Source organism: Actinoplanes rectilineatus, assembly GCF_000962825.1.
Classification (GTDB): Bacteria; Actinomycetota; Actinomycetes; order Mycobacteriales; family Micromonosporaceae; genus Actinoplanes; species Actinoplanes rectilineatus.
Map to the genome: position 1 here is coordinate 17,754 of NZ_JZKF01000061.1, position 18,797 is coordinate 36,550.

An 18,797-nucleotide genomic window follows, 5' to 3' on the forward strand; every position below is an offset into this window, starting at 1 on the left:
ACGCAACCACGGCCCGCACCCGACGAGCACTCCTTTGAAGACTCGCAACCAGCACGAGTACGCCGTTTCCCCACCCGGCACGGACATCCACCACACCCATAGATCACTCCGAGTGACCACGAAACGGAGTCATATCGTCACTTTAGAGCGAGCCATTTCGATAAGGCTCTCTTTTCGTGTGCGTTACGAAGTCACCGGAATACGCAACGTCGCCGATCTTGGGTATTGTCACCTCGCCCCCTGTCGCGGCGAACGGAGGAAACCCCGTGACTGAAACTGACGATCGCACGGCGGACCAAGCCCTGCGAAACAACCTCGAAGACGTGTACGGCCGCTACGAAGAACTGCGGTCCGGTGTGGACGAATTGCAGCGCAGTCTCGCCACGATGCAGGTGAGCGCCGACTCTCCCGACGGCATCGTGCACGCCACGGTCGACGCCGACGGACGCCTGGTCGATCTGCGCCTCAACCAGGAGGCGTGCCGCGAGTGGAACGTCGACACTCTCGCCCGCGTCATCGTCGAAACCGTCCAGAACGCCTCCGAAGGCAAGAACCGCCAGATCGAGCACCTGGTGACCCACCGCCCCGTCGAAGAGGCCGCCTGACGGATCCCGGAAGTATCCCCGGCGAAGCTGAAGCCGGTCACCACAACCGAGACCGGTAACCGGCAACCCGGCGTGGATCACCACAGGCTGATGCACCACAGACCCGCAAGGCGACCGAAACCCGGTCGACCGTCACAGATCAGCGCTCCTTCGCACGATCGCACAAAAATCGACGATCAGTGTGTCCGCCTCGACATCAGCACTCTCCCAACGGTCCATCACGGCTCCAGCAGATGACAGCCGTGCTCTCGAGCAGACAGCCCGTCCCCGCCGGACGGGGGCCGCGGCCAAACCGCGACCCGGCGGGACATCGGCCTGTTCACCGCCCGAGACCCGCATCACCCTCCTGGCCGGCCGAGTCCACTCCGGTCCGCCACCAGCCACGACCTCGGCACCAGCCATCCAGTGCCATCGCCGCCGAAGGCTGACGCCTCTTCGCCGCTCGACCGCCCCGCACCGCCGCTCGATCGCCCCGCCGCTCGACCGCCCGGCACCGCCGCCCCGCCCCGCCGCTCGGCCGCCCCGCACCGCCGCTCGACCGCTCGGCACCGCCGCTCGGCCAGCCCAGCGCCGTTACACCGACCGACGGCGAGGCCGCCGACACGCGCCATCGCCCCAGCGGCCCTGCCGAACTCCCGATGCCTCAGCGGTCCCGGCTGATGTTGCGACGCCACCGCCGATCGGGCTGAGCGTCATCACCGCCCCGGAATGGATCGAGCGTCGCCCTCTCCGGCAGTGGCGGCTCAGATGGCCATGTCGACGAATCGGGACAGGTGCAGCTGCGCCGCGACCGTCACGGTGTCGGTCGGGCCGTTACGGTGCTTGGCGACGATGAAGTCCGCCTCGCCCGCCCGCGGTGACTCCTTGTCGTAGTAGTCGTCACGGTGCAGCAGGATCACCACGTCGGCGTCCTGCTCGATCGAGCCGGACTCACGCAGGTCGGACAGCTGGGGTCGCTTGTCGGTCCGCTGCTCGGGACCACGGTTCAGCTGACTCACCGCGATCACCGGGCACTCGATCTCCTTGGCCAGCAGTTTCAGACCACGGGACAGCTCGGAGACCTCCTGCTGACGGCTCTCGGTCTTCTTCGGCGAGGACATCAGCTGGAGGTAGTCGATCACCAGCATCCGAAGGTTGTGCCGCTGTTTGAGCCGTCGCGCCTTGGCCCGGATCTCCATCAGGTTCATGTTCGGGGTGTCGTCCACGAAGATCGGTGCCTGGCTGATCTCGCCCATCCGCCTGGCGAGCTTCGTCCAGTCGTCGTCGGAGAGCTGTCCCGATCGAAGTGTGTGCAGTGGCACCCGCGCCTCGGCGGAGAGCAACCGCATCACCATCTCGATCTTGCTCATTTCGAGCGAGAAGATGGCACTGGCGTGCCCGTGCTGAATCGCCGCGTTGCGGGCGAAGTCCATGCTCGCCGTCGACTTACCGAGACCGGGACGACCGGCCACGATGATCAACTGACCCGCGTGCAGGCCGTTGAGCAGGCGATCCAGGTCTTGGAAGCCGGTCGGGACGCCGGTCATCACGCCGCCCGAGGCGCCGACCGCCTCGATCTCGTCGAGGGTCGGCTGGAGCATGTCGCCCAGAGCGGCGAAGTCCTCGCTGACCCGCTTCTCGGTGACGTCGTAGATCGCCTGCTGGGCCAGGTCGACGATGTCGTCCACATCGCGACCGCCGTTGCCACCGGTGCCGTACCCCAATTGCACGATCTTGGTGCCGGCCTCGACCAGACGCCGCAGAATGGCACGTTCCGACACGATGCGGGCGTAGTACGACGCGTTCGCCGCGGTCGGCACGCTCTCGATGAGGGTGTGCAGGTAGGGCACCCCGCCGATGCGCTGCAGGTCGCCCGAGTCGGCGAGCGCCGCCGCCACGGTCAGGGCGTCGGCCGGCTCGCCCCGGCCATAGAGCTCGAGGACGACGTCGTAGATCGTGGCGTGCACCGGCCGGTAGAAGTCGTTGACCTTGAGAATCTCGACGACGTCGGCGATCGCGTCCTTGGACAGCAGCATGCCGCCGAGCACGCCCTGCTCCGCCGCGACGTCCTGCGGGGGCGCCTTGTCGAACCCGGTGCCCTGGTTGCCACCCGGGTCGCCGCCGCCCGGCCCGCCGGGGCCACCGCCCTTGCGACCCTGACCACCGCCGCCGAACGAGCCTCCGCCACCCGACTGGGAGGGTGGCCTCGATTCTGGCCGTGTGTCATCGGTGATCGACACCTAGGACTCCCCTCCATGAAGATGGCCGTCCGCGCGATCGACCAGCCTTAGTACGACTCTTTCGGCTGATCCCGGGCCCGGAACAGAAGAAATCTCTGATCAAAGCCAGAACGCGGGGCTGGACCACTGTACGAACCTGGCCGCTACCTGCCCAACTGCTTCGGTGGACGAGTCTTGGGACAAGCTGTGGACATCTAGGCCGCTCCTGTGGGTAGCCCTGTGCACACCATGTGGATAACTCTGGGGTGCGGACACCCGCCATCCGACCCGAGCAGGACTTTTGTCATCCCCACCTGTGGAAGGCAGAAAAGGTTCCGGATCAGGCAAATATCGTGTCGCGTGAGCAAGCCGTCGCGCTGAGGCGTTGCGGTTCCGTCTCATGCACGTCACCCTTTTCACGTGGACCAACGGGAGTGGGACTACGGTGCCCGCATGTCGCGCGACAAGCGCGCTGCGGAGGCTTGGCCCACCCGTGCCCCGGAGATCGACGAGTCGGAGCCCCGATGGTCGTCGCTCACCGACACCGGCAGCATGGTTCCCAGTCCCGAGGCGCAGACCTGGCAACGCCGGGCTGACGCCTGGGCTCAGCAGGCCGAGATCGAGCCGTACACCGGCGGTGGCGGCCACGAGGTCGAGCAGGCAAACCGCTGGTCGGATGTGACATCGGCGGGCCGCACCACGTTCCCCGCCGACGGCGCCGGCTGGCGGACACAGACCTCCGAGTGGCGGGCCACCGGCGCACGCTGGCGGCAGACCACCGAATGGCGGTCCACCACCGGTTCGCACGTCTGGCGTTCGACCACCGAGGCCTGGCAGGCGGAGAACGGCGGCGCGGGCGGCGAGCCCGAACCGGAGCAACCCGCTATCGCCGGCACCGCATGGCCGACCCCGGAGTCCGACTCGTCGACCCCGTCGTGGCGTCAGCAGTCGGACACGCCGTCCTGGCAGCAGCGCGACGACGCGGCCCGGCCGACCACCCCGGTCGAGCAGACCTGGTCGTCCGAGAGCCGTCCGTCCTGGCAGGACCCGTCCGCACAGACCCCGTCGTGGCAGCAGCCGTCCGCCCCGGCACCCTCGTGGCGTCAGCAGTCCACCGACACCCCGTCCTGGCAGCAGCCGTCGTCCGACACGCCGTCGTGGCGCGATTCCACGAGCAGCAGTTCCTGGCGTACGCCGCCCGACGCGCCCGCGGCGAACGCCACCGAGACTCCCTCCTGGCGACAGTCGCCGCCGGAGGACACCGGTTCCTGGCGTTCGTCCGAGGACACCGGTTCCTGGGGCAGGCCCGTCGACAACGGCCGGCCCGCTGACAACGGCCGTCCTGGTGACGGTGGCCGTTCCGGGGACAGCCGGTCCGCAGGCGGGCCCGCCGACACCGGTTCCTGGCGGACCTCGACCGACACCGGCTCGCGACGCTCCTCCGACACGCCGTCCTGGCAGCAGCCGTCCGGCGCCGGCTCCAGCTGGGGTTCCGGTGCGAGCCCCCGTTCGAGCTGGTCGGACACCTCCGCCAACGGCAGCGCGCCGGCCCCGTCGTGGCGCGGTGGCACCAGCCCGGACGAGAACACGGTCGGCGGTCCCCGGTGGGGCCGTTCCGACACACCGGGCTGGCAGACCTCGTCCGCCGACGACGGCCGGCACCTGGTCCGCGAGGACGACCGCGCGGCCTGGCGCCGGGACGCCGACCAGTCCGACCCGTCCCCGAGGCGTGGCCGTCGCCGCGCCCGTGAGGACGACGCCCCGCCGTCCGGCGGCACCGGCTGGTCGAGCGACTCCGGCGCGGACAGCTGGGCCCGGCACACCGACACCGGCAACGTGTCGGGCTTCTCCGACCCGCAGTCCGGCGGCCCGATGCCGGATTCGCCCTCCTGGGGCGCCCGCTCCGGGGCACCCGGCCGCCGCGCCCTCCCGAGCCGCGCCGAGGAGCCCTCCCGGCACTCCTCACCCGAGCAGCTGCCGTCCCGGCGCGATCCGGGCCAGCCGTCCTGGCGTGATCCCGAACAGTCCCGGCGCGGACCCGGTCAGCCGTCGCGGCGCGAGTCCGACCAGTTCCCGCCCGACCCCTCCCGGCGTGAGCCGGACCCCTCGTGGCGCGATGCCGGTCAGCAGTCCTGGCAGGATCCCGAGCAGTCGCGGCGCGAGCCCGAACAGCCGTCGTGGCGTGAACCCGAGCCGTCCTGGCGCGACGCCGAACCGCGGCGCGACAGCACCCCCGACCGCTATGCGGCGCTGGCCGACCTGTCCGGCGACGGTCCCGGCCCGAGTTCGTTCAACGGTCCGCCGCGGGACGCCCGTCCCGGTCCGGATCCGTCGTCCACCGGGCAGATCCGTCGCGGCCAGGATCCGTCCTCCGCCGGACCGGCCCGTCGTGGGCCCGACCCCTCGTCCACCGGCCAGGTCCGCCGTGGTCCGGACCCGTCCTCGACCGGCGCCATGCCGGCCGGGACCGCGCCGACCGGTGGTGCGCCGCGCGGTCGTCGCGCCGCGGGCCGGGGCGGTTCCCGCTACAACTCGAACACGAACGCCGCGGACTGGCGTGAGAGCACCTCCCAGTGGGAGATGGAGCCGGACGACAGCAACTGGGCCCGCGACCCGGACACCGGCCAGTGGAGCCGGTCCGGCGACGACCCCCGGGTGCTGGCCTGGCGTGCCGAGGCAGCCCGCCGGGAGGCGCTCAAGGAGCAGGAGGGCGGTGACGCGGACGGCCCCGGTGGTGCGCCCGCCGCCCCGTCCGGCCCGGTCATCCCGTCCGACCCGCAGGGCGCCCGGCGGTCCCGCCGCAGCCGCCGTGCCGAGGACCGTGGCGACGGCCCCGGCGGACCGCTGCCCAGCAGTGGCATACCCGGTGGCATCGCCCCGAGCAGCAGCATCCCCGGACCCAGCTGGCAGACCAGCGGAATCCCGGCCGACGGCCCGTCCGCGGCCGCCCGCAGCAGCGCCGCGATGCCCATGCCGGCGCCGCGCGGCACCCCGCCCGGCAACCGTCCGCGCAGCGCGCCGATGCCCGAGGCCATCCGGCCGAACAGCGCGCCGGTCAATCCGTCGTGGAACGGCGCGGTCGCCCCCGGCTCGGCCATCCCGGCCTCGGACGGATATCAGCAGGGCCAGTTCGGTTCCGGTCCGGTGGACGACCAGCCGAGGTACGGCATCGACCGCTACCGCGGTGGTGAGCAGTCCGGTCGGCGGAACCGCGACGACCAGGAACCGACCGGCGGATTCGCCGTCCCGCAGCTCGACCCGGGCACCGGACGCCGCCGCGCGACCGACGCCGGTCCGCGCCGCGGTGACGAACCGTCCTGGCCGGCCCCCGACGAGCCGCGGCAGGGCCGTCCGTCCCGGCGTCCCGGCGGCGATCCGGACGGCTACGACACCGGTGGCTGGCAGCAGGGCCCGCCGTCCCGGCAGTCCCCGCAGCGGGAGTTACCGGCGGGCGGCTCGTGGGCCGACGCGTCCGGCGATCAGCGTCGTCCGTCCGCGTACGGTGGGCCGCAGCCTTCTCGTGAACTTCCGGCCGGTGGGCCGTCCTGGCAGGAGCCGCGCCGTTCCGGCCCCCGTGACGACGCGCCCTCCCGTGAGCTGCCGGCGGGTGGACCGTCCTGGGCTGATCAGGGCGGCCGGCCGAGCTACCCGCCGCGTGAGCTTCCGGCGGGCGGCCCCTCCTGGGCCGATGCGCAGGACCCTCGGGACGGCGGCTACGGCCCCGCCGACCGGGACGGCGGCTACGGCCCTTCCGACCGGGACATGCCGGGTGACGACCGTGCGGATCCCTACGGTCCCGGCAACGGTCGCCCGGATCCGCGCCGCCAGCCTCCGGCCGGTCCGCGCCCGCCTCGGGAGTTACCGGCCGGCAACGGTTCCTGGGGTGACGCCCCGCGCCCGGACGCACCCCGTTCGGCCTATGGTGCCGCTCCGGCCCGTGAGCTGCCCGCTGGGCCGTCGTCCTGGCCTGATCCACTCCAGCAGTCGCAGCGACCCGCCGCACCCGGCTACGGCCCTTCCGGCGCCGCTAGCACCGGTTCGTGGAGCACGCGCGGCTACGACGATCGCAACGGTCCGCAGGGCGGGGGCCCGGGCGGGCCGTCCGCCGCCGGAGGGGACTGGCTCGCCGCTGAGCGGGCGCCCCGGGGTGGCCCCCAGTATTCCCAGGGCGCCGGGGAGGGTGGTGAGACCGACTGGCGCAGCGGGTTGTCCTCGAGCAACCTCGCGGAGGGTGAATCACGCCGATACGGTACGTCGGACTTTCCTCCCTTTCGGCCCAGTGGATCAGCCGCCGTCGCAGGGCCGTCGAACCTGGCCCTAGGTTCCACCTCAGTCATCTCCGCCGTGCCGAACACCGGTACGGCCACCGCCTCCGCCACCGCGACGGTTCCGCGCATCCCGTCGACGGAGCAGGCCCCGGCGACGGAACCGGAGGAGGACCGGACCTGGCCGCCACGGGCCACCGGTACCTTCACTCCGGCGTCGTCCGTCTCCGCCTCCGCAGCGGTCTCCTCCGTCCCCGCCGCCCCGTCGGCCGATGAGGAGGACAGGACCTGGCCGCCGCGGCGTGCGGGCACCGCCGCCACCGACGTCGGCGCGGACTGGCGCGCGGCCATGGCCACCGGCACCACTCCGGCAGCACCGGCCGAGGTCGGCGCCGACTGGCGAGCTGCGATGGCCGCCGGCACGACGCCCGCTGCCGCGGCTGCCGCACCGGTCGCCGCGCCGGGCGGGGAGGACACCTCCTGGCCGCCGCGCCGGTTCTCCACCGCCGCCCCCACCGGTTTCGCCGAGGACACCTCGTGGCCGCCGCGGGCCGCCCAGGCGGACGACACCTCGTGGCGCCGGTCGACCGGCGCGTTCCAGGGCACCGGCTCCTACGAGCGTCGTCCGATGTCCGGCGGGCTGCTCGCCGGCAACACCGGTACCGACCTTCTCGACCCGGACGACGAGGAGAACGAGGAGGACACCGGCGGACCGCTGGCCGCCGTCGGTTACACCGTGGCGTGGTACGGCGTTCCCGTGGCCCTCTTCGTCGTCGGCATGTTCCTGATCAACAGCGGTCAGCGGACCAACGCTCTGACCACGCTGGTCAACGCCATCCCCGAGTTCGGTGTCTCGCTCGCCTTGAGCATGCTGATCGCCCTCGGCCTGCGCCGCGCCACGACCGCGTGGAAGGCCGCCAGTGTCGGGCTCGCCGCCGCGGTCGTCGGCGGCGGCCTGGCAACGGTTCTGAGCTCGGCGATCACCGGCAACAGCCTGAGCTGATCCGGCCTCGACACCCCCGGAAAGCCTCGACACCCCCGGAAAGCAGAAAGGCGCGCCAGGCCGAAGCCCGGCGCGCCGTTTCGCGCGTGAGTCAGAGACTCACTTGGCGGCGACCACGTTCACCGGGAACGTGGCGGTCACCTCGGGGTGCAGCTTGACCTGCACGGTGTAAGCGCCCGTGGTCTTGATGTGACCGGGGAGCTCGAGGCGGCGACGGTCCAGCGAGGGGCCGCCGGCGGCCTTGACCGCGTCGACGATCTCGGCCGGGGTGATCGAGCCGAAGAGACGGCCACCGTTGCCGGAGCGCGCCTTCAGCGTGACCTTGAGGCCGGACAGCTGGCCCTTGACCTCGTTGGCCTGGCCCAGGTCACGGATCTCGCGGGCCTCGCGGGCCCGCTTGATCACGACGACCTGCTTCTCGGCGCCCTTGGTCCACTGGATCGCGAAGCCCTGCGGCAGGAGGTAGTTGCGGCCGTAGCCGTTCTTCACCTCGACGATGTCGCCGGGCGTGCCGAGGCCGGACACCTCGTGAGTGAGGATGATCTTCATCTGGATGTCCCCTCTCAGCGTGCCGTGGCCGTGTACGGCAGGAGCGCCATCTCGCGGGCGTTCTTGACCGCGCGGGCGATCTGCCGCTGCTGCTGGGAGGTCACACCGGTGACGCGGCGGGCACGGATCTTGCCGCGGTCGGAGATGAACTTCCGCAGGAGAGCGGTGTCCTTGTAGTCGATGTAGGTGATCCCGTCCTTGTCGAGCGGGTTCACCTTCTTCTTCGGCTTGCGAAGCGCCGCAGCCTTAGCCATTGCTCTTACTCCTGATATTCGAGAAAGCCCGAAGGCTTAGAAGGGAGGCTCGTCGTCGAACGAGGAGTTGCCGCCGCCACCGCCGGAGCGGTTGCTGCTGGAGGCCGGCGCAGCCGAGGCCCAGGGGTCGTCGAAGTCGTTGCTGCCGCCGCCGCTGTTGCCGCTGCTGCCGCCACGATTGCCGCCGCCACCGGACTGCCGGTTGCCACCACCGGAGGAGCCGAAGCCGCCCCCACCGCCACCGGAACGGCTCGCCTTCTGCACCTTGGCCGTGGCGTAGCGCAGGGAGGGGCCGATCTCATCGACCTCGAGTTCGTAGACGGTGCGCTTCTCGCCCTCGCGGGTCTCGTAAGACCGCTGGCGCAGCCGGCCCTGCACGATCACCCGAGCGCCACGCTGCAGCGACTCGGCGACGTGCTCGGCGGCCTCACGCCAGATGTTGCACGCGAGGAAGAGTGGCTCGCCGTCTTTCCACTCGCCCGATTGCCGGTCCAAGGTCCGCGGCGTCGACGCGATCCGGAACTTGGCGACCGCCGCACCCGAAGGGGTGAAGCGCAGCTCAGGGTCGTCGGTGAGGTTGCCGACGACCGTGATGGTGGTTTCTCCTGCCATGAACTTCTCCTCGCCGCATCAAACGTTGACGCAAAGGGTCTCAGGACCCTCTGACAAAAACGCCTCAGCGGGTCTCGGGACGGATGACCTTGGTACGCAGGATGGACTCGTTGAGCCGCAGCTGACGGTCCAGCTCGGCCACGGCCTCCGGGGTCGCCTGAAGGTCGACGACGGCGTAGATACCCTCGGCCTTCTTGTTGATCTCGAACGAGAGCCGGCGACGGCCCCACACATCGAGCTTCTCGACCGAGCCACCCGCAGTGCGGATGACGTTCAGGTACTGGTCGAGCGACGGGGCGACGGTGCGCTCCTCGAGCGAGGGGTCGAGGATCACCATCAGTTCGTAATGACGCAAGACTTACTCACCTCCTGTGGGCTTGAACGGCCACGGGATTTCCGTGGCAGGAGGTCTTGTGTCGAACGCAGAAGAAGCCGCGGGGAGACAACTCGCCCACGGCGAACGCACTGCGAACCGAGCCAGCATACCCACCCGAGCCGTCCGGCCCAAAAGCAGGGAAAAACGATGACCCCGTCCGGTGGACGGGGTCATCGCCTGGGAGAGCCGCGGGGCGTCCGGTCCGATTCGTTGGGTGGGACCTGGGGAGGAACGACCACACCGATGAGGTTGGACGCGTCCGCCCCGCGGAGCTTCGAGTAAGAGCTTACGACATATTTGCGTGAGATGCACGTTGCGACACGATTGCCCGAATCGCGGCAGTTGCGACGCCGAGGACGCAGACCAGCGCGGTCAGTCCGAGCAGCCCGAACGACCGGCCCTCCCGGATCGGCCCGACCGCCGCCATCGGCTCGGTGACCTCGGCCGGAGCGGACGCCGTCGTACCCGGCAGCAGCGGCGAACCGTCCGCGGCCGGCGGCACCGGCAGCATCCCCGCCGCCTCGGAGGCCGTCGGAGCCACGTCACTCGGCAGCGCACCGGCGGTCACGGGGACGCCGACTCCGGTCGTACCCCCGAGGATCCTGTCGGGGGAGACGGTGCCGGCGACGCCCTGCGGCAGTGACCGGGACGCCGAGGCCGCGTCGCCCACCGTGGTGGCCGGACGCGCCTCGGCATGCTGTCGTGCCTGGTCACGCGCGGCGAGCTTGGAGACGGGCGCGGCGGTCCGATGCGCGTTCGCGGCTCCGGCGGCGGTCCCCGAACCGGACGTCTTGGCCGCTCCCGGAGCCGCACCACCGGTCGGCGCCGGGGCCGGATCGGCGGCCGCGGTGGACGGCTCGGTCTTGACCATCACCGGAACCGCGGTGTCGCCGGTACCGCAGTCCGGGGTCAGCAGCACCGAGGTGGTGCCGCGCCGGAACAGCACCTCGGCCGCGCCGTCGTCCGGAACGGTGCCGTGCGGCACCCCGCCGATCTTGAGCTCGGCGTCGTGGCCGGTCCGGTTGACCAGATGCACCACGGACCGCGCCGGCACGGTGATCGACTCGACGTCGGGCTTGGAGGCGCACGACAGGCCGAGCACGCCGGAGCCGGCGAAGTTCACCCGCCGCTCGCTGGGATCGAGCTGCTCGGCGCTCGCCGTCCCGTTGGTGAGCAGCGGGGCGCCGAAGATCAACCCACTCAGCGCCAGCGCCGCCACTCGGTATCGAGCCTGCCGTGACATGCACCATCCCCTATTCGACCGCCGGCGGGCCGGCATCCGTCAAAAGTGATCAATGCAGCTAACGAGGGGCGGCGGAGGCCGGTGACGCGCGGGCGGAGCGTCACACCCTCGTCGTAGGCTCGTCCCATGCGCATCGGAGCCCATGTCGATCCCGCCGAACCGCTGGCCGAGGCCGCCGCACGCGGCGCCGACGCCGTGCAGTTCTTCCTCACCGACCCGCAGAAATACAACGCGCCCAAACCACGCGAGGACGCCGAGGCGCTGCGCGTCTCCGAGGTGGACATCTACGTCCACGCGCCCTACATCATCAACGTCGCCTCGCCGAACAACCGGGTTCGCATCCCCAGTCGCAAACTGTTGATGCAACACGCCCGGGCGGCCGCCGAGATCGGTGCGAAAGGTCTGATCGTGCACGGCGGCCACGTCGGTTCCGGCGCCGAGCTCGCCTCCGGCTTCGCCAATTGGAAGAAGGCTTTCGAGTATGCGGAGAAGGACGGTGGCCTGCCTCTTCCCGTTCTGATCGAGAACACTGCCGGGGGCGACAACGCCTGCGCACGGCGCTTCGACGACCTGGCCCGGCTCTGGGAGGCCGTCGGTGAGTTCGGGGCCGGATTCTGCCTGGACACCTGCCATGCGTTCGCCGGTGGCGAGGATCTGACCGGCATCGTCGACCGGGTGAAGGCGATCACCGGCCGGATCGACCTGATCCACGCCAACGACTCCAAGGGCGCCTTCGACTCGGGCCAGGACCGACACGACAACCTCGGAAATGGGAAGATCGACCCCGATTTGGTGGTTGCGGTGATTCGCGCCTCCGGGGCACCGGCCATTGTGGAGACCCCGGGCGGCGCCGAGGCACAGGCCGCCGACATCGCCCTTCTGCGGGAGCGGGCGGGCAGCTGACGCACCGGCACGGGAGGGTCATGTCCGAGGAGCCGCAGAAAACCGCACCCGTGGTGGTCGCCGCGGAGTCCGCCCGGCCGGCACGGCGGCGGTTCGGTCTGCTGACCGGCCTGCTGTCCCGTCGTGCCGCGCCTCCCCAAGCCGTGCCCTCCGAAACCGCGCCTTCCAAGGACGCGCCTTCCGAAGACGCGCCCTCCAAGGACACGCCTTCCGAAGACGCGCCCTCCAAGGACACGCCAGCCGAGCCCGAGGCGAAAGGCACGCCCGCTTCAAAGGGCACGAACGTTTCAAAAGACACGCCCGGTGGCGAGATTTCCGACAGGTCGGATTCGCCGGGCAAGAAGGGCATCCCGCAACAGCGCAAGGCGTCACCCGACGAACGGCCCCCCGGCGCCCCACCGGACCCGTGGAGCGCGTTCACCGCCATCCCGGAGAAACCCCCCGGCCTCATCCGCCGCGGCCTGAGGTTCGCCCGGCGCCGAGCGGTCCACGAGTACGCCCTGGTCACCTACGCCGCCGTTCTGCTGGCCGTCGCGATGACCTGGCCGACCCTGCGCTACCCGGCCTATACCCTCCCGCAGGACCTCGGCGACCCGTCCCGCCAGGCGTGGCTGCTCTCCTGGGCCGGCCACATCCTGGCCACCGACCCGGTCCGCCTCTGGCATTCGAACGCCTACTTCCCGCTGTCACACAGCTTCGCGTCCGGTGACAGCCTTCTCGGGTACGCCCTGTTCGCCATGATCGGCAGCGGGCCGACCGCCGCCGTCGTGCGCTACAACCTGCTCTTCGTCGCCGCGCACGCCCTGCTGGTCATCGGCGCCTACGCCCTGGTCCGCCAGCTCGGCGCCCGGCCGATCGGCGCCTCGGTGGCGGCCGTCGCCTTCGCGTACGCGCCATGGCGGCTGGCCCAGGAGGGGCACCTCGACATCGTCTCGGCCGGCGGCATCCCGCTCGCCCTGGCGATGCTGGCCCGCGGTCACGGCTGGTCCCTGCGGTACGGCTACCGTCCGGCCCGCCGCAGCAACAACTGGACGGTGGCCGGCTGGGCCGTGGCGACCTGGCAGTTGGGCATGGGCTTCTCGCTCGGCGTCCCGTTCGGCTACGTCCTGGGCCTGTTCGTGCTGGTGCTGCCCCTCACCGGCGTGTTCTACCTGATCCAGCGGCTGCGCCGGCGTAAGCCGAAACCGTGGATCGGCTTCCACCTGCTGACCACCGACTTCCTCGGCGCCTCGATCTTCGCCGGTGTCGGCCTGGTGCTGGCCGTGCCGTACGTACTGGTGCCGGACAGCGACACCAAGACCCAGGAGATCGGGTTCTTCTCACCGCCGCTGCGGAGCCTGCTGATCGGGCCGGCCGAGTCGCGGGTCTGGGGAGCCGCGCACGAGACTCCCCGCGCCTCGCTCGGCTGGGCCGCCGAGATGTCCCTGCTCCCCGGCTTCGTCCTGTACGCGCTCGCCATCGCCGGCCTGTTCCTGTCGATCTGGCGGTTCCGGCACCGGCTGCTGCTGCTCGTGGCACTGGCCGGGGCGACCGTGCTCACCCTGGGCACCACGTTCTTCGGGGGCCGCTGGACGTACCTGCCGTTGTTCGGGCACTACCCGGCCTCGTTCGACCTGCGGATCCCGGGCCGGTTGATGCTGTGGGTGACGCTGCTGCTGGCGATCCTGGCCGCCGGAGCCGTCGACGAGTTCGTCCGCCGGGCCCGGCATCTCGCCGCGCAGCGGTTCCCCCCGTGGCCCGGCCCGTGGTTGCGGCTGGCCATGGTGACGCCGCTGTTGCTGGTGACGTTGGAGGGCTGGAACGCCACGGCGCATCCGGTCGTCCCGGAGCAGCCGCAGGCGATGCGCACGGTCACCGGCCAGCTGCTGGTGCTACCGACCGGTGACCTGACCGATCAGACCGTGCAGCTCTGGTCGACGACCCGTTTCCAGTCGCTGGCCAACGGGGGTGGCGCGTTCGCCGCGGCCCGGCAGAGTGAGCTGCGGAGCCGGGTGGCGTCGTTCCCGGATGCGGCGAGCGTCGAGTACCTGCGGTCGGTCCACGTCACGGTGGTGGTCCTGCTGCGGGCGGAGAGCGTGGGCACGTCGTGGGAGCGGTCCGGCATCGTGCCGGTGGACGCCCTGGGCATCAGTCGTGAGGACCTCGACGAGAACACCGTGGTCTTCCGCCTCGGTTGATCCTGAGCGGGTCCTCACCGACGACAGCAGGCGCGGCCACGACGGGCCGCGCCTGCTGTCGTCTGCCGTGAAAGCGGTCAGCTCGTCAGCACGGCCGGCTGAGACGGTGGCGCCGGCGGCCGGAACGCGTCGATCGGCGCCTCCTCCGACGGCCCCATCCCGAACCGCTTGCGCAAGGTGGTGATCCACGGCGCTTCCGGCCCGTCCAGCGGCCCCGCCTCCGGGTCCACCCCGTCGTAGCTCTGCCGGACCACGTCCAGTTCCGGCCGCCAGATCTCCCGGACCACCGCGCCGACCAGCACCGCCACCGTGATCCACCGCAGGGTGGAGGCGAGCACGAAGGTGCCCTCCGGGATGACCGACTTGCCGCCGGCCCCGATCAGTTCGGCGTAGAACGCGGCGAGGTAGCCCACCTCCGCGATCGACCAGGCGATCACCGCACCCCACTTGGGGCGGGCCAGCGCGATCAGCGGGATGAGCCAGAGCACGTACTGCTGGGACCAGACCTTGCTGAACAGCAGGAACGCCGCCACCACCAGGAACGCCAGCTGGGACAGTCGCGGGCGGCGCGGGGCGAGCAGCCCGAGCAGCAGGATCGCGAGGCAGCAGAGGCCGAAGAGCGCGTACGACAGGATGTTGAGCGTCGGGATGTGGTTGCTGAGCCACTGGAACGGCCCCATGTCGCCCTCGACGCCGCTCTTCCACTTGCCGTCGAGGTACCGGCCGATGTACCAGAAGGTGCCCCAGTCGACGGGTCGTTCCGAGTTGAGCCGGAAGAACCGCAGCCAGCTCTCGTGGTACCAGAACCAGACCGGGAAGTTGACCGCCGCCCAGGTGACGGCGGTGGCGATGAACGAACTCCAGAACGGTCGCAGGCGTCCGGTGCGGAACGCGAGGATCAGGATCGGTCCGAGCAGGAACAACGGCCAGAGTTTCGCCGCCGCGCCCAGTCCGAGGAGGACGCCCGCCCAGACCGGCTTCTTCTTGACCCAGAGTGCCAGCCCGATGGCGGCCAGCCCGATCGCCAGGTAGTCCCAGTTGATGGTGGCGGTGACCAGGACGATCGGGGAGAGCGCCAGGATCGCCGCGTCCCAGGGCCGTCGCCGGCGCAGTGCCAGGACGATCGCGACGGTGGCGACGGCGAGGATCGACAGGATCAGCGCGTTGATGTTGTAGAACCAGCTGCCCTGGTTGATCTCCGGGTGCTGTTCGCCGTACCAGTGGACGGGCAGGCCGAGCGCGCCCATGAAGTAGCCGGTGACGACCGGGTATTCCACCGGGTGGTCGACGTAGGGGACCTTGCCCTCGTTGATGCCCTCGGCGTAGTAGAGCGCCAGCACGTCGGTGTAGCAGTAGCGGGTGTACTGCACGTTCTTCTGCCAGTTGCCGTCCATGCAGGGCGACTTCTGCACCCAGGAGAACGCGAGGATCAGGCAGGCCAGTGCCATCACGATCCGCGGGGCGGTCCAGAACCGGCCGGGCCGGGTGTCGGGATGCACCGCGTGTGAGCCGAGTGGACCGCCGATGAACTGGGAGAGTCCCCGCACGAAACCGTCCGAGGTAGCGCTCGAGACGTCAGGCCGCTCACTGGACGGTTGCTCGCTCATGTCTTGGCATCATGCCGCATGGGACGCCTGTGGCGTTGCCGGGTCGCGGCGTGCCACACCGGGGATGAAAAACGGAACGGCGCCCACCGGATGGTGGGCGCCGTTCTCAGCGGTGCGGTTCGTCAACGGCCGCCGGGGCCTCCGTCGTCATCGTCGTCGCTGTCGTCGTTGTTGCCACCGTTGTCGGTGTTGCCACCGTTGTCGGTGTTCCCGCCGTTGTTGCCGGTGTTGTCCTGGCAGAGCGTCGGGAACTTCTGGCAGATGGCGTTCTGGTTCGGGTCCTGGACCGGTTCCTGCTGAACCGGCGGCGGCTCCTGGCCGTTCGCGTACTCGCTGTTGTCGTTGCCGGTCTCGATGCGCTCAGGGAAGGACTCCTTGTCCCACTTGAGCTCCTCGGTCACGGTCTTGATGAACTCCTCCCAGATGTCGGCGGGTGTTCCGGAGCCGAACATCTTCTTGGAGCTGCCGTTGGCCGCGGTGAGTTCCACCTTGTTGCCGGCGCCGCCGACCCAGACGGTCACCGCGAGCTGCGGGATGCCGCCGACGTACCAGGTGTCGCCGTTGCCCTTCTTGAACTCCCAGGTGCCGGACTTGGCGGCCGACTCCCGTCCGTTGCTGAGGGTGTGGTCCGACTTGCCGGGGATCTTCTGCATGACGCCCAGCAGGTTGGACATCTGGCTGGCGTCGAAGACCTGCTTCCCCTTGAGGTTCTCGCTGGGGATGATCTTCATCTCGCCGGTCTCCGGGTCGCGCCGCTCGATCTTGCGGATGAAGTGCGCGTCGTGCCGGACACCGCTGTTCATGATGGTGGCGACGCCCTGCGCGTGCTCCAGCGGAACCACGCGGTACTGACCGAAGGCGACCTCGTTGTCGAAGTAGCCGGAGCTCTTCCACTTGGAGGCGTTGGTCTTGGTCAGGTCGACCTGCTCGCCCTTGTCGGTCCACATGTAACGGATGCCGGCGTCACGGGCCGCGGCGATGACCTTGTCGCGGCCGATGTTGTTGGCGATCCAGTAGAACGGGAAGTTGTACGAACGGATCGTCGCGGTCTCGAGGTCGCAATACTCGATCTTGCCGTCACAGAGCGCGGAGTCCTCGGCGCCGGCGTTGCTGATCTTGGTGCCGTTGGCGCGCTTCTGCGTGCCGTCCCAGGTCGTCTTGAAGGAGATGTCCTCCTTCAGACCCGCGGCCAGCGTGTAGAGCTTGAAGGTCGAGCCCGGCGACTGGCCGCCGTAGTCGACGACTCCGCTGCCGTCACCCGCCATGTAACCGGCGTAGTCGGTGCCGTTGGGGTCGTCACCGCCGTAGTAGCCGAGCACCCGCCCGGTCTCCGGGTCGATGCCGATCACCGCGGACTGGTAGGTCTTCGGCCGACCGTTCAGCGGCGAGGTCTTGCTCTTGCGGGAGCCGGCCGCGACCGCCGCGTCCTGGACCTTCTTGTTGATCGTGGTGGTGATCGAGTAACCACCCTTTTTCAGGTCGTCCGCGGAGATGCCGAGCTGAGTCAGCTCGTACTGCACGTGGCGCATGACCATGCCGACCGGCTTGCCGTCGGCGCAGGTCTTGCACTTCGAGCTGACCGCCTTGAGCTCCGGGTACGCCCGCTTGTCGTACTGCTCCTGGGTCATCCAACCCATCTCGAGCATGTTCTTCAGCGTGTACTCCCACCGCGACAACGCGTCGGTGGGGTTCTCCCGCGGGTTGTAGCCCTTGTGCGTCGCGGAGGCATACGGCTGCTTGATGATCGAAGCGATCACCGCGGCCTCGTACACGCTGATCTCGTTCTTCGAGCCGGTCACGACCGACTTGCCGAAGTAGCCGTTGGCGGCCGCCTCGACGCCGTACCGGCCCTCGCCGAGGTCGATGTAGTTCAGGTACATGCCCATGATCTGGGGCTTGTCGTACTTGGACTCCAGCTTGCGGGCGATCACGGCCTCGCGCAGCTTGCGGCTGTAGCTGATGTCCTTCAGGACGGCGACGTGGCGCGCGTACTGCTGGGTGATCGTCGAGGCGCCCTGCCGGTCGCCGTTGGTGAAGTTGTTCCACGCGGCACGGGCAATGCCTTTCATGTCAATGCCCTCGTGCTGGTAGAAGTTCTTGTCCTCGGCGGCGGCAACCGCGTGCTGCATTACCTCGCTGATCTGCTGGTAAGGCACGTTGATGCGGGGCTCGCCCTCTTTCGCGAGGACGTTGCCCTTGGTGTCGTAGATGATGTTCATCTGGTCTTCGGCCTGAGCGGCCGGAAGATCGACATCATCGAAGAAGTACGTGCCACCGACGATGCCGACGCCGAGCATGATGACGAGCACCGCTGCCGCGGCAGTCAGGATGTTCGCCCGGCGGTATTTCTTGTCAGCCTTGCTCCGGGGGCCCTTGCGGCCCTTGCCACCACTGCCCAGCACGTCGGGGACGCCGGAGGACGGCGGCACCGAGGCACCGCCCCGGACAGCACCCACCGAGGCCGCCCCGACCGAGGCGCGGCCCGGCGCGGCACTGCCGACCGAGGCCGCCCCGACCGAAGCACGGCCCGGGACGGCGGCGGCGCCACCGACCGAGGCCCGGCCTGGCGAGGCGCTGCCGACGGAGGCCGAACCACCGACCGAGGCCCGCCCCGGCACGGCGGCGGAGCCGCCCACCGAGGCCCGGCCTGGGACGGCGGCGGAGCCACCGACCGAGGCGCGCCCTGACTGCCCGCCGACCTGCGCCGCCCCGGACGGACGCCGATAGGCGTCCGGACCGGATCGGCCCTCGTTCGGGTCGGGCGCGTCGTCAGGCGTGGAAGCAGCGGACGGCCCGGGCACTCTGGCCCGGGCTCGTGCGTTCTGCGGATCGCCGTACGCGTTCATTCCTTCACACCTACCGGTCGCGGGGGCGCAGCCGGACGACCTGGCGGGGTCACCCTGGCGAAGCGCCACGAGCGGGCGTTTTCGGCTGCATCCCCGGCAGCCGGCTTGTCGAATGTCATCAATGACCGAACCCGGCGGGGGGTGCCCGGGTCGGCCCTG

At 70.2% G+C, this 18,797-nt stretch carries 12 protein-coding genes; 4 read left to right on the plus strand and 8 right to left on the minus strand.

Annotation, left to right across the window (positions count from 1 at the left end; genetic code table 11):
• The first annotated feature begins 266 nt into the window (after positions 1-266).
• Positions 267-605, plus strand: a complete 339-nt coding sequence (locus WH85_RS32990) for a YbaB/EbfC family nucleoid-associated protein (RefSeq protein ID WP_045745993.1) — start codon at positions 267-269, stop codon at positions 603-605.
• 743 nt (positions 606-1,348) lie between these two features.
• On the opposite strand, the gene dnaB is transcribed toward WH85_RS32990, so the two are convergent.
• Entirely contained in the window at positions 1,349-2,824 is a 1,476-nt protein-coding gene (gene dnaB, locus WH85_RS33000; RefSeq protein WP_045745995.1) for a replicative DNA helicase, read from the minus strand.
• 432 nt (positions 2,825-3,256) lie between these two features.
• Here dnaB and WH85_RS33005 point away from each other — a divergent pair, with 432 nt between their 5' ends.
• Complete coding sequence (locus tag WH85_RS33005) at positions 3,257-8,071, plus strand: hypothetical protein (RefSeq protein WP_157411360.1); 4,815 nt, start codon at positions 3,257-3,259, stop codon at positions 8,069-8,071.
• Positions 8,072-8,170: 99 nt separating this feature from the next.
• On the opposite strand, the gene rplI is transcribed toward WH85_RS33005, so the two are convergent.
• The 5 genes from rplI to WH85_RS33030 all read right to left on the minus strand — a co-directional run bounded on the left by rplI (position 8,171) and on the right by WH85_RS33030 (position 11,105).
• Positions 8,171-8,620 (minus strand): 50S ribosomal protein L9, encoded by a 450-nt coding sequence (rplI, locus tag WH85_RS33010; RefSeq protein WP_045745997.1) that lies wholly within the window; start codon positions 8,618-8,620, stop codon positions 8,171-8,173.
• Positions 8,621-8,634: 14 nt separating this feature from the next.
• Positions 8,635-8,874: a 30S ribosomal protein S18 gene (gene rpsR, locus WH85_RS33015; protein ID WP_007073789.1), complete on the minus strand. Its 240-nt coding sequence runs from the start codon at positions 8,872-8,874 to the stop codon at positions 8,635-8,637.
• 36 nt (positions 8,875-8,910) lie between these two features.
• Complete coding sequence (locus WH85_RS33020; RefSeq protein WP_045745998.1) at positions 8,911-9,486, minus strand: single-stranded DNA-binding protein; 576 nt, start codon at positions 9,484-9,486, stop codon at positions 8,911-8,913.
• A 64-nt stretch (positions 9,487-9,550) separates the two neighbouring features.
• Positions 9,551-9,841 carry a 30S ribosomal protein S6 gene (gene rpsF, locus WH85_RS33025; RefSeq protein ID WP_014448192.1) on the minus strand — a complete coding sequence of 97 codons (291 nt, stop codon included), beginning with the start codon at positions 9,839-9,841 and terminating at the stop codon, positions 9,551-9,553.
• A 307-nt stretch (positions 9,842-10,148) separates the two neighbouring features.
• On the minus strand, positions 10,149-11,105 hold the full coding sequence (locus tag WH85_RS33030) for a hypothetical protein (RefSeq protein WP_157411361.1): 957 nt from the start codon (positions 11,103-11,105) through the stop codon (positions 10,149-10,151).
• Between the two features lie 126 nt (positions 11,106-11,231).
• Between WH85_RS33030 and WH85_RS33035 the strand changes: the two genes are divergently transcribed.
• Both WH85_RS33035 and WH85_RS33040 read left to right on the plus strand, forming a co-directional pair.
• On the plus strand, positions 11,232-12,008 hold the full coding sequence (locus tag WH85_RS33035; RefSeq protein ID WP_045746000.1) for a deoxyribonuclease IV: 777 nt from the start codon (positions 11,232-11,234) through the stop codon (positions 12,006-12,008).
• A gap of 20 nt (positions 12,009-12,028) precedes the next feature.
• Positions 12,029-14,185 carry a hypothetical protein gene (locus WH85_RS33040; RefSeq protein ID WP_052720980.1) on the plus strand — a complete coding sequence of 719 codons (2,157 nt, stop codon included), beginning with the start codon at positions 12,029-12,031 and terminating at the stop codon, positions 14,183-14,185.
• A gap of 77 nt (positions 14,186-14,262) precedes the next feature.
• Here the strand turns inward: WH85_RS33040 and WH85_RS33045 are convergent, their stop codons facing one another.
• Positions 14,263-15,792, minus strand: a complete 1,530-nt coding sequence (locus tag WH85_RS33045) for a glycosyltransferase family 87 protein (protein WP_045746001.1) — start codon at positions 15,790-15,792, stop codon at positions 14,263-14,265.
• Positions 15,793-15,914: 122 nt separating this feature from the next.
• Complete coding sequence (locus tag WH85_RS33050; protein WP_045746002.1) at positions 15,915-18,638, minus strand: transglycosylase domain-containing protein; 2,724 nt, start codon at positions 18,636-18,638, stop codon at positions 15,915-15,917.
• Positions 18,639-18,797 lie beyond the last annotated feature (159 nt).

Coding starts and splice junctions, on each gene's coding strand:
- WH85_RS33050 (WP_045746002.1), bottom strand. CDS start 18,638: ATGAACGCGTACGGCGATCCGCAGAACGCACGAGCCCGGGCCAGAGTG.
- WH85_RS33040 (WP_052720980.1), top strand. CDS start 12,029: ATGTCCGAGGAGCCGCAGAAAACCGCACCCGTGGTGGTCGCCGCGGAG.
- WH85_RS33045 (WP_045746001.1), bottom strand. CDS start 15,792: ATGAGCGAGCAACCGTCCAGTGAGCGGCCTGACGTCTCGAGCGCTACC.
- rplI (WP_045745997.1), bottom strand. CDS start 8,620: ATGAAGATCATCCTCACTCACGAGGTGTCCGGCCTCGGCACGCCCGGC.
- WH85_RS33020 (WP_045745998.1), bottom strand. CDS start 9,486: ATGGCAGGAGAAACCACCATCACGGTCGTCGGCAACCTCACCGACGAC.
- WH85_RS33030 (WP_157411361.1), bottom strand. CDS start 11,105: ATGTCACGGCAGGCTCGATACCGAGTGGCGGCGCTGGCGCTGAGTGGG.
- WH85_RS33035 (WP_045746000.1), top strand. CDS start 11,232: ATGCGCATCGGAGCCCATGTCGATCCCGCCGAACCGCTGGCCGAGGCC.
- rpsR (WP_007073789.1), bottom strand. CDS start 8,874: ATGGCTAAGGCTGCGGCGCTTCGCAAGCCGAAGAAGAAGGTGAACCCG.
- WH85_RS33005 (WP_157411360.1), top strand. CDS start 3,257: ATGTCGCGCGACAAGCGCGCTGCGGAGGCTTGGCCCACCCGTGCCCCG.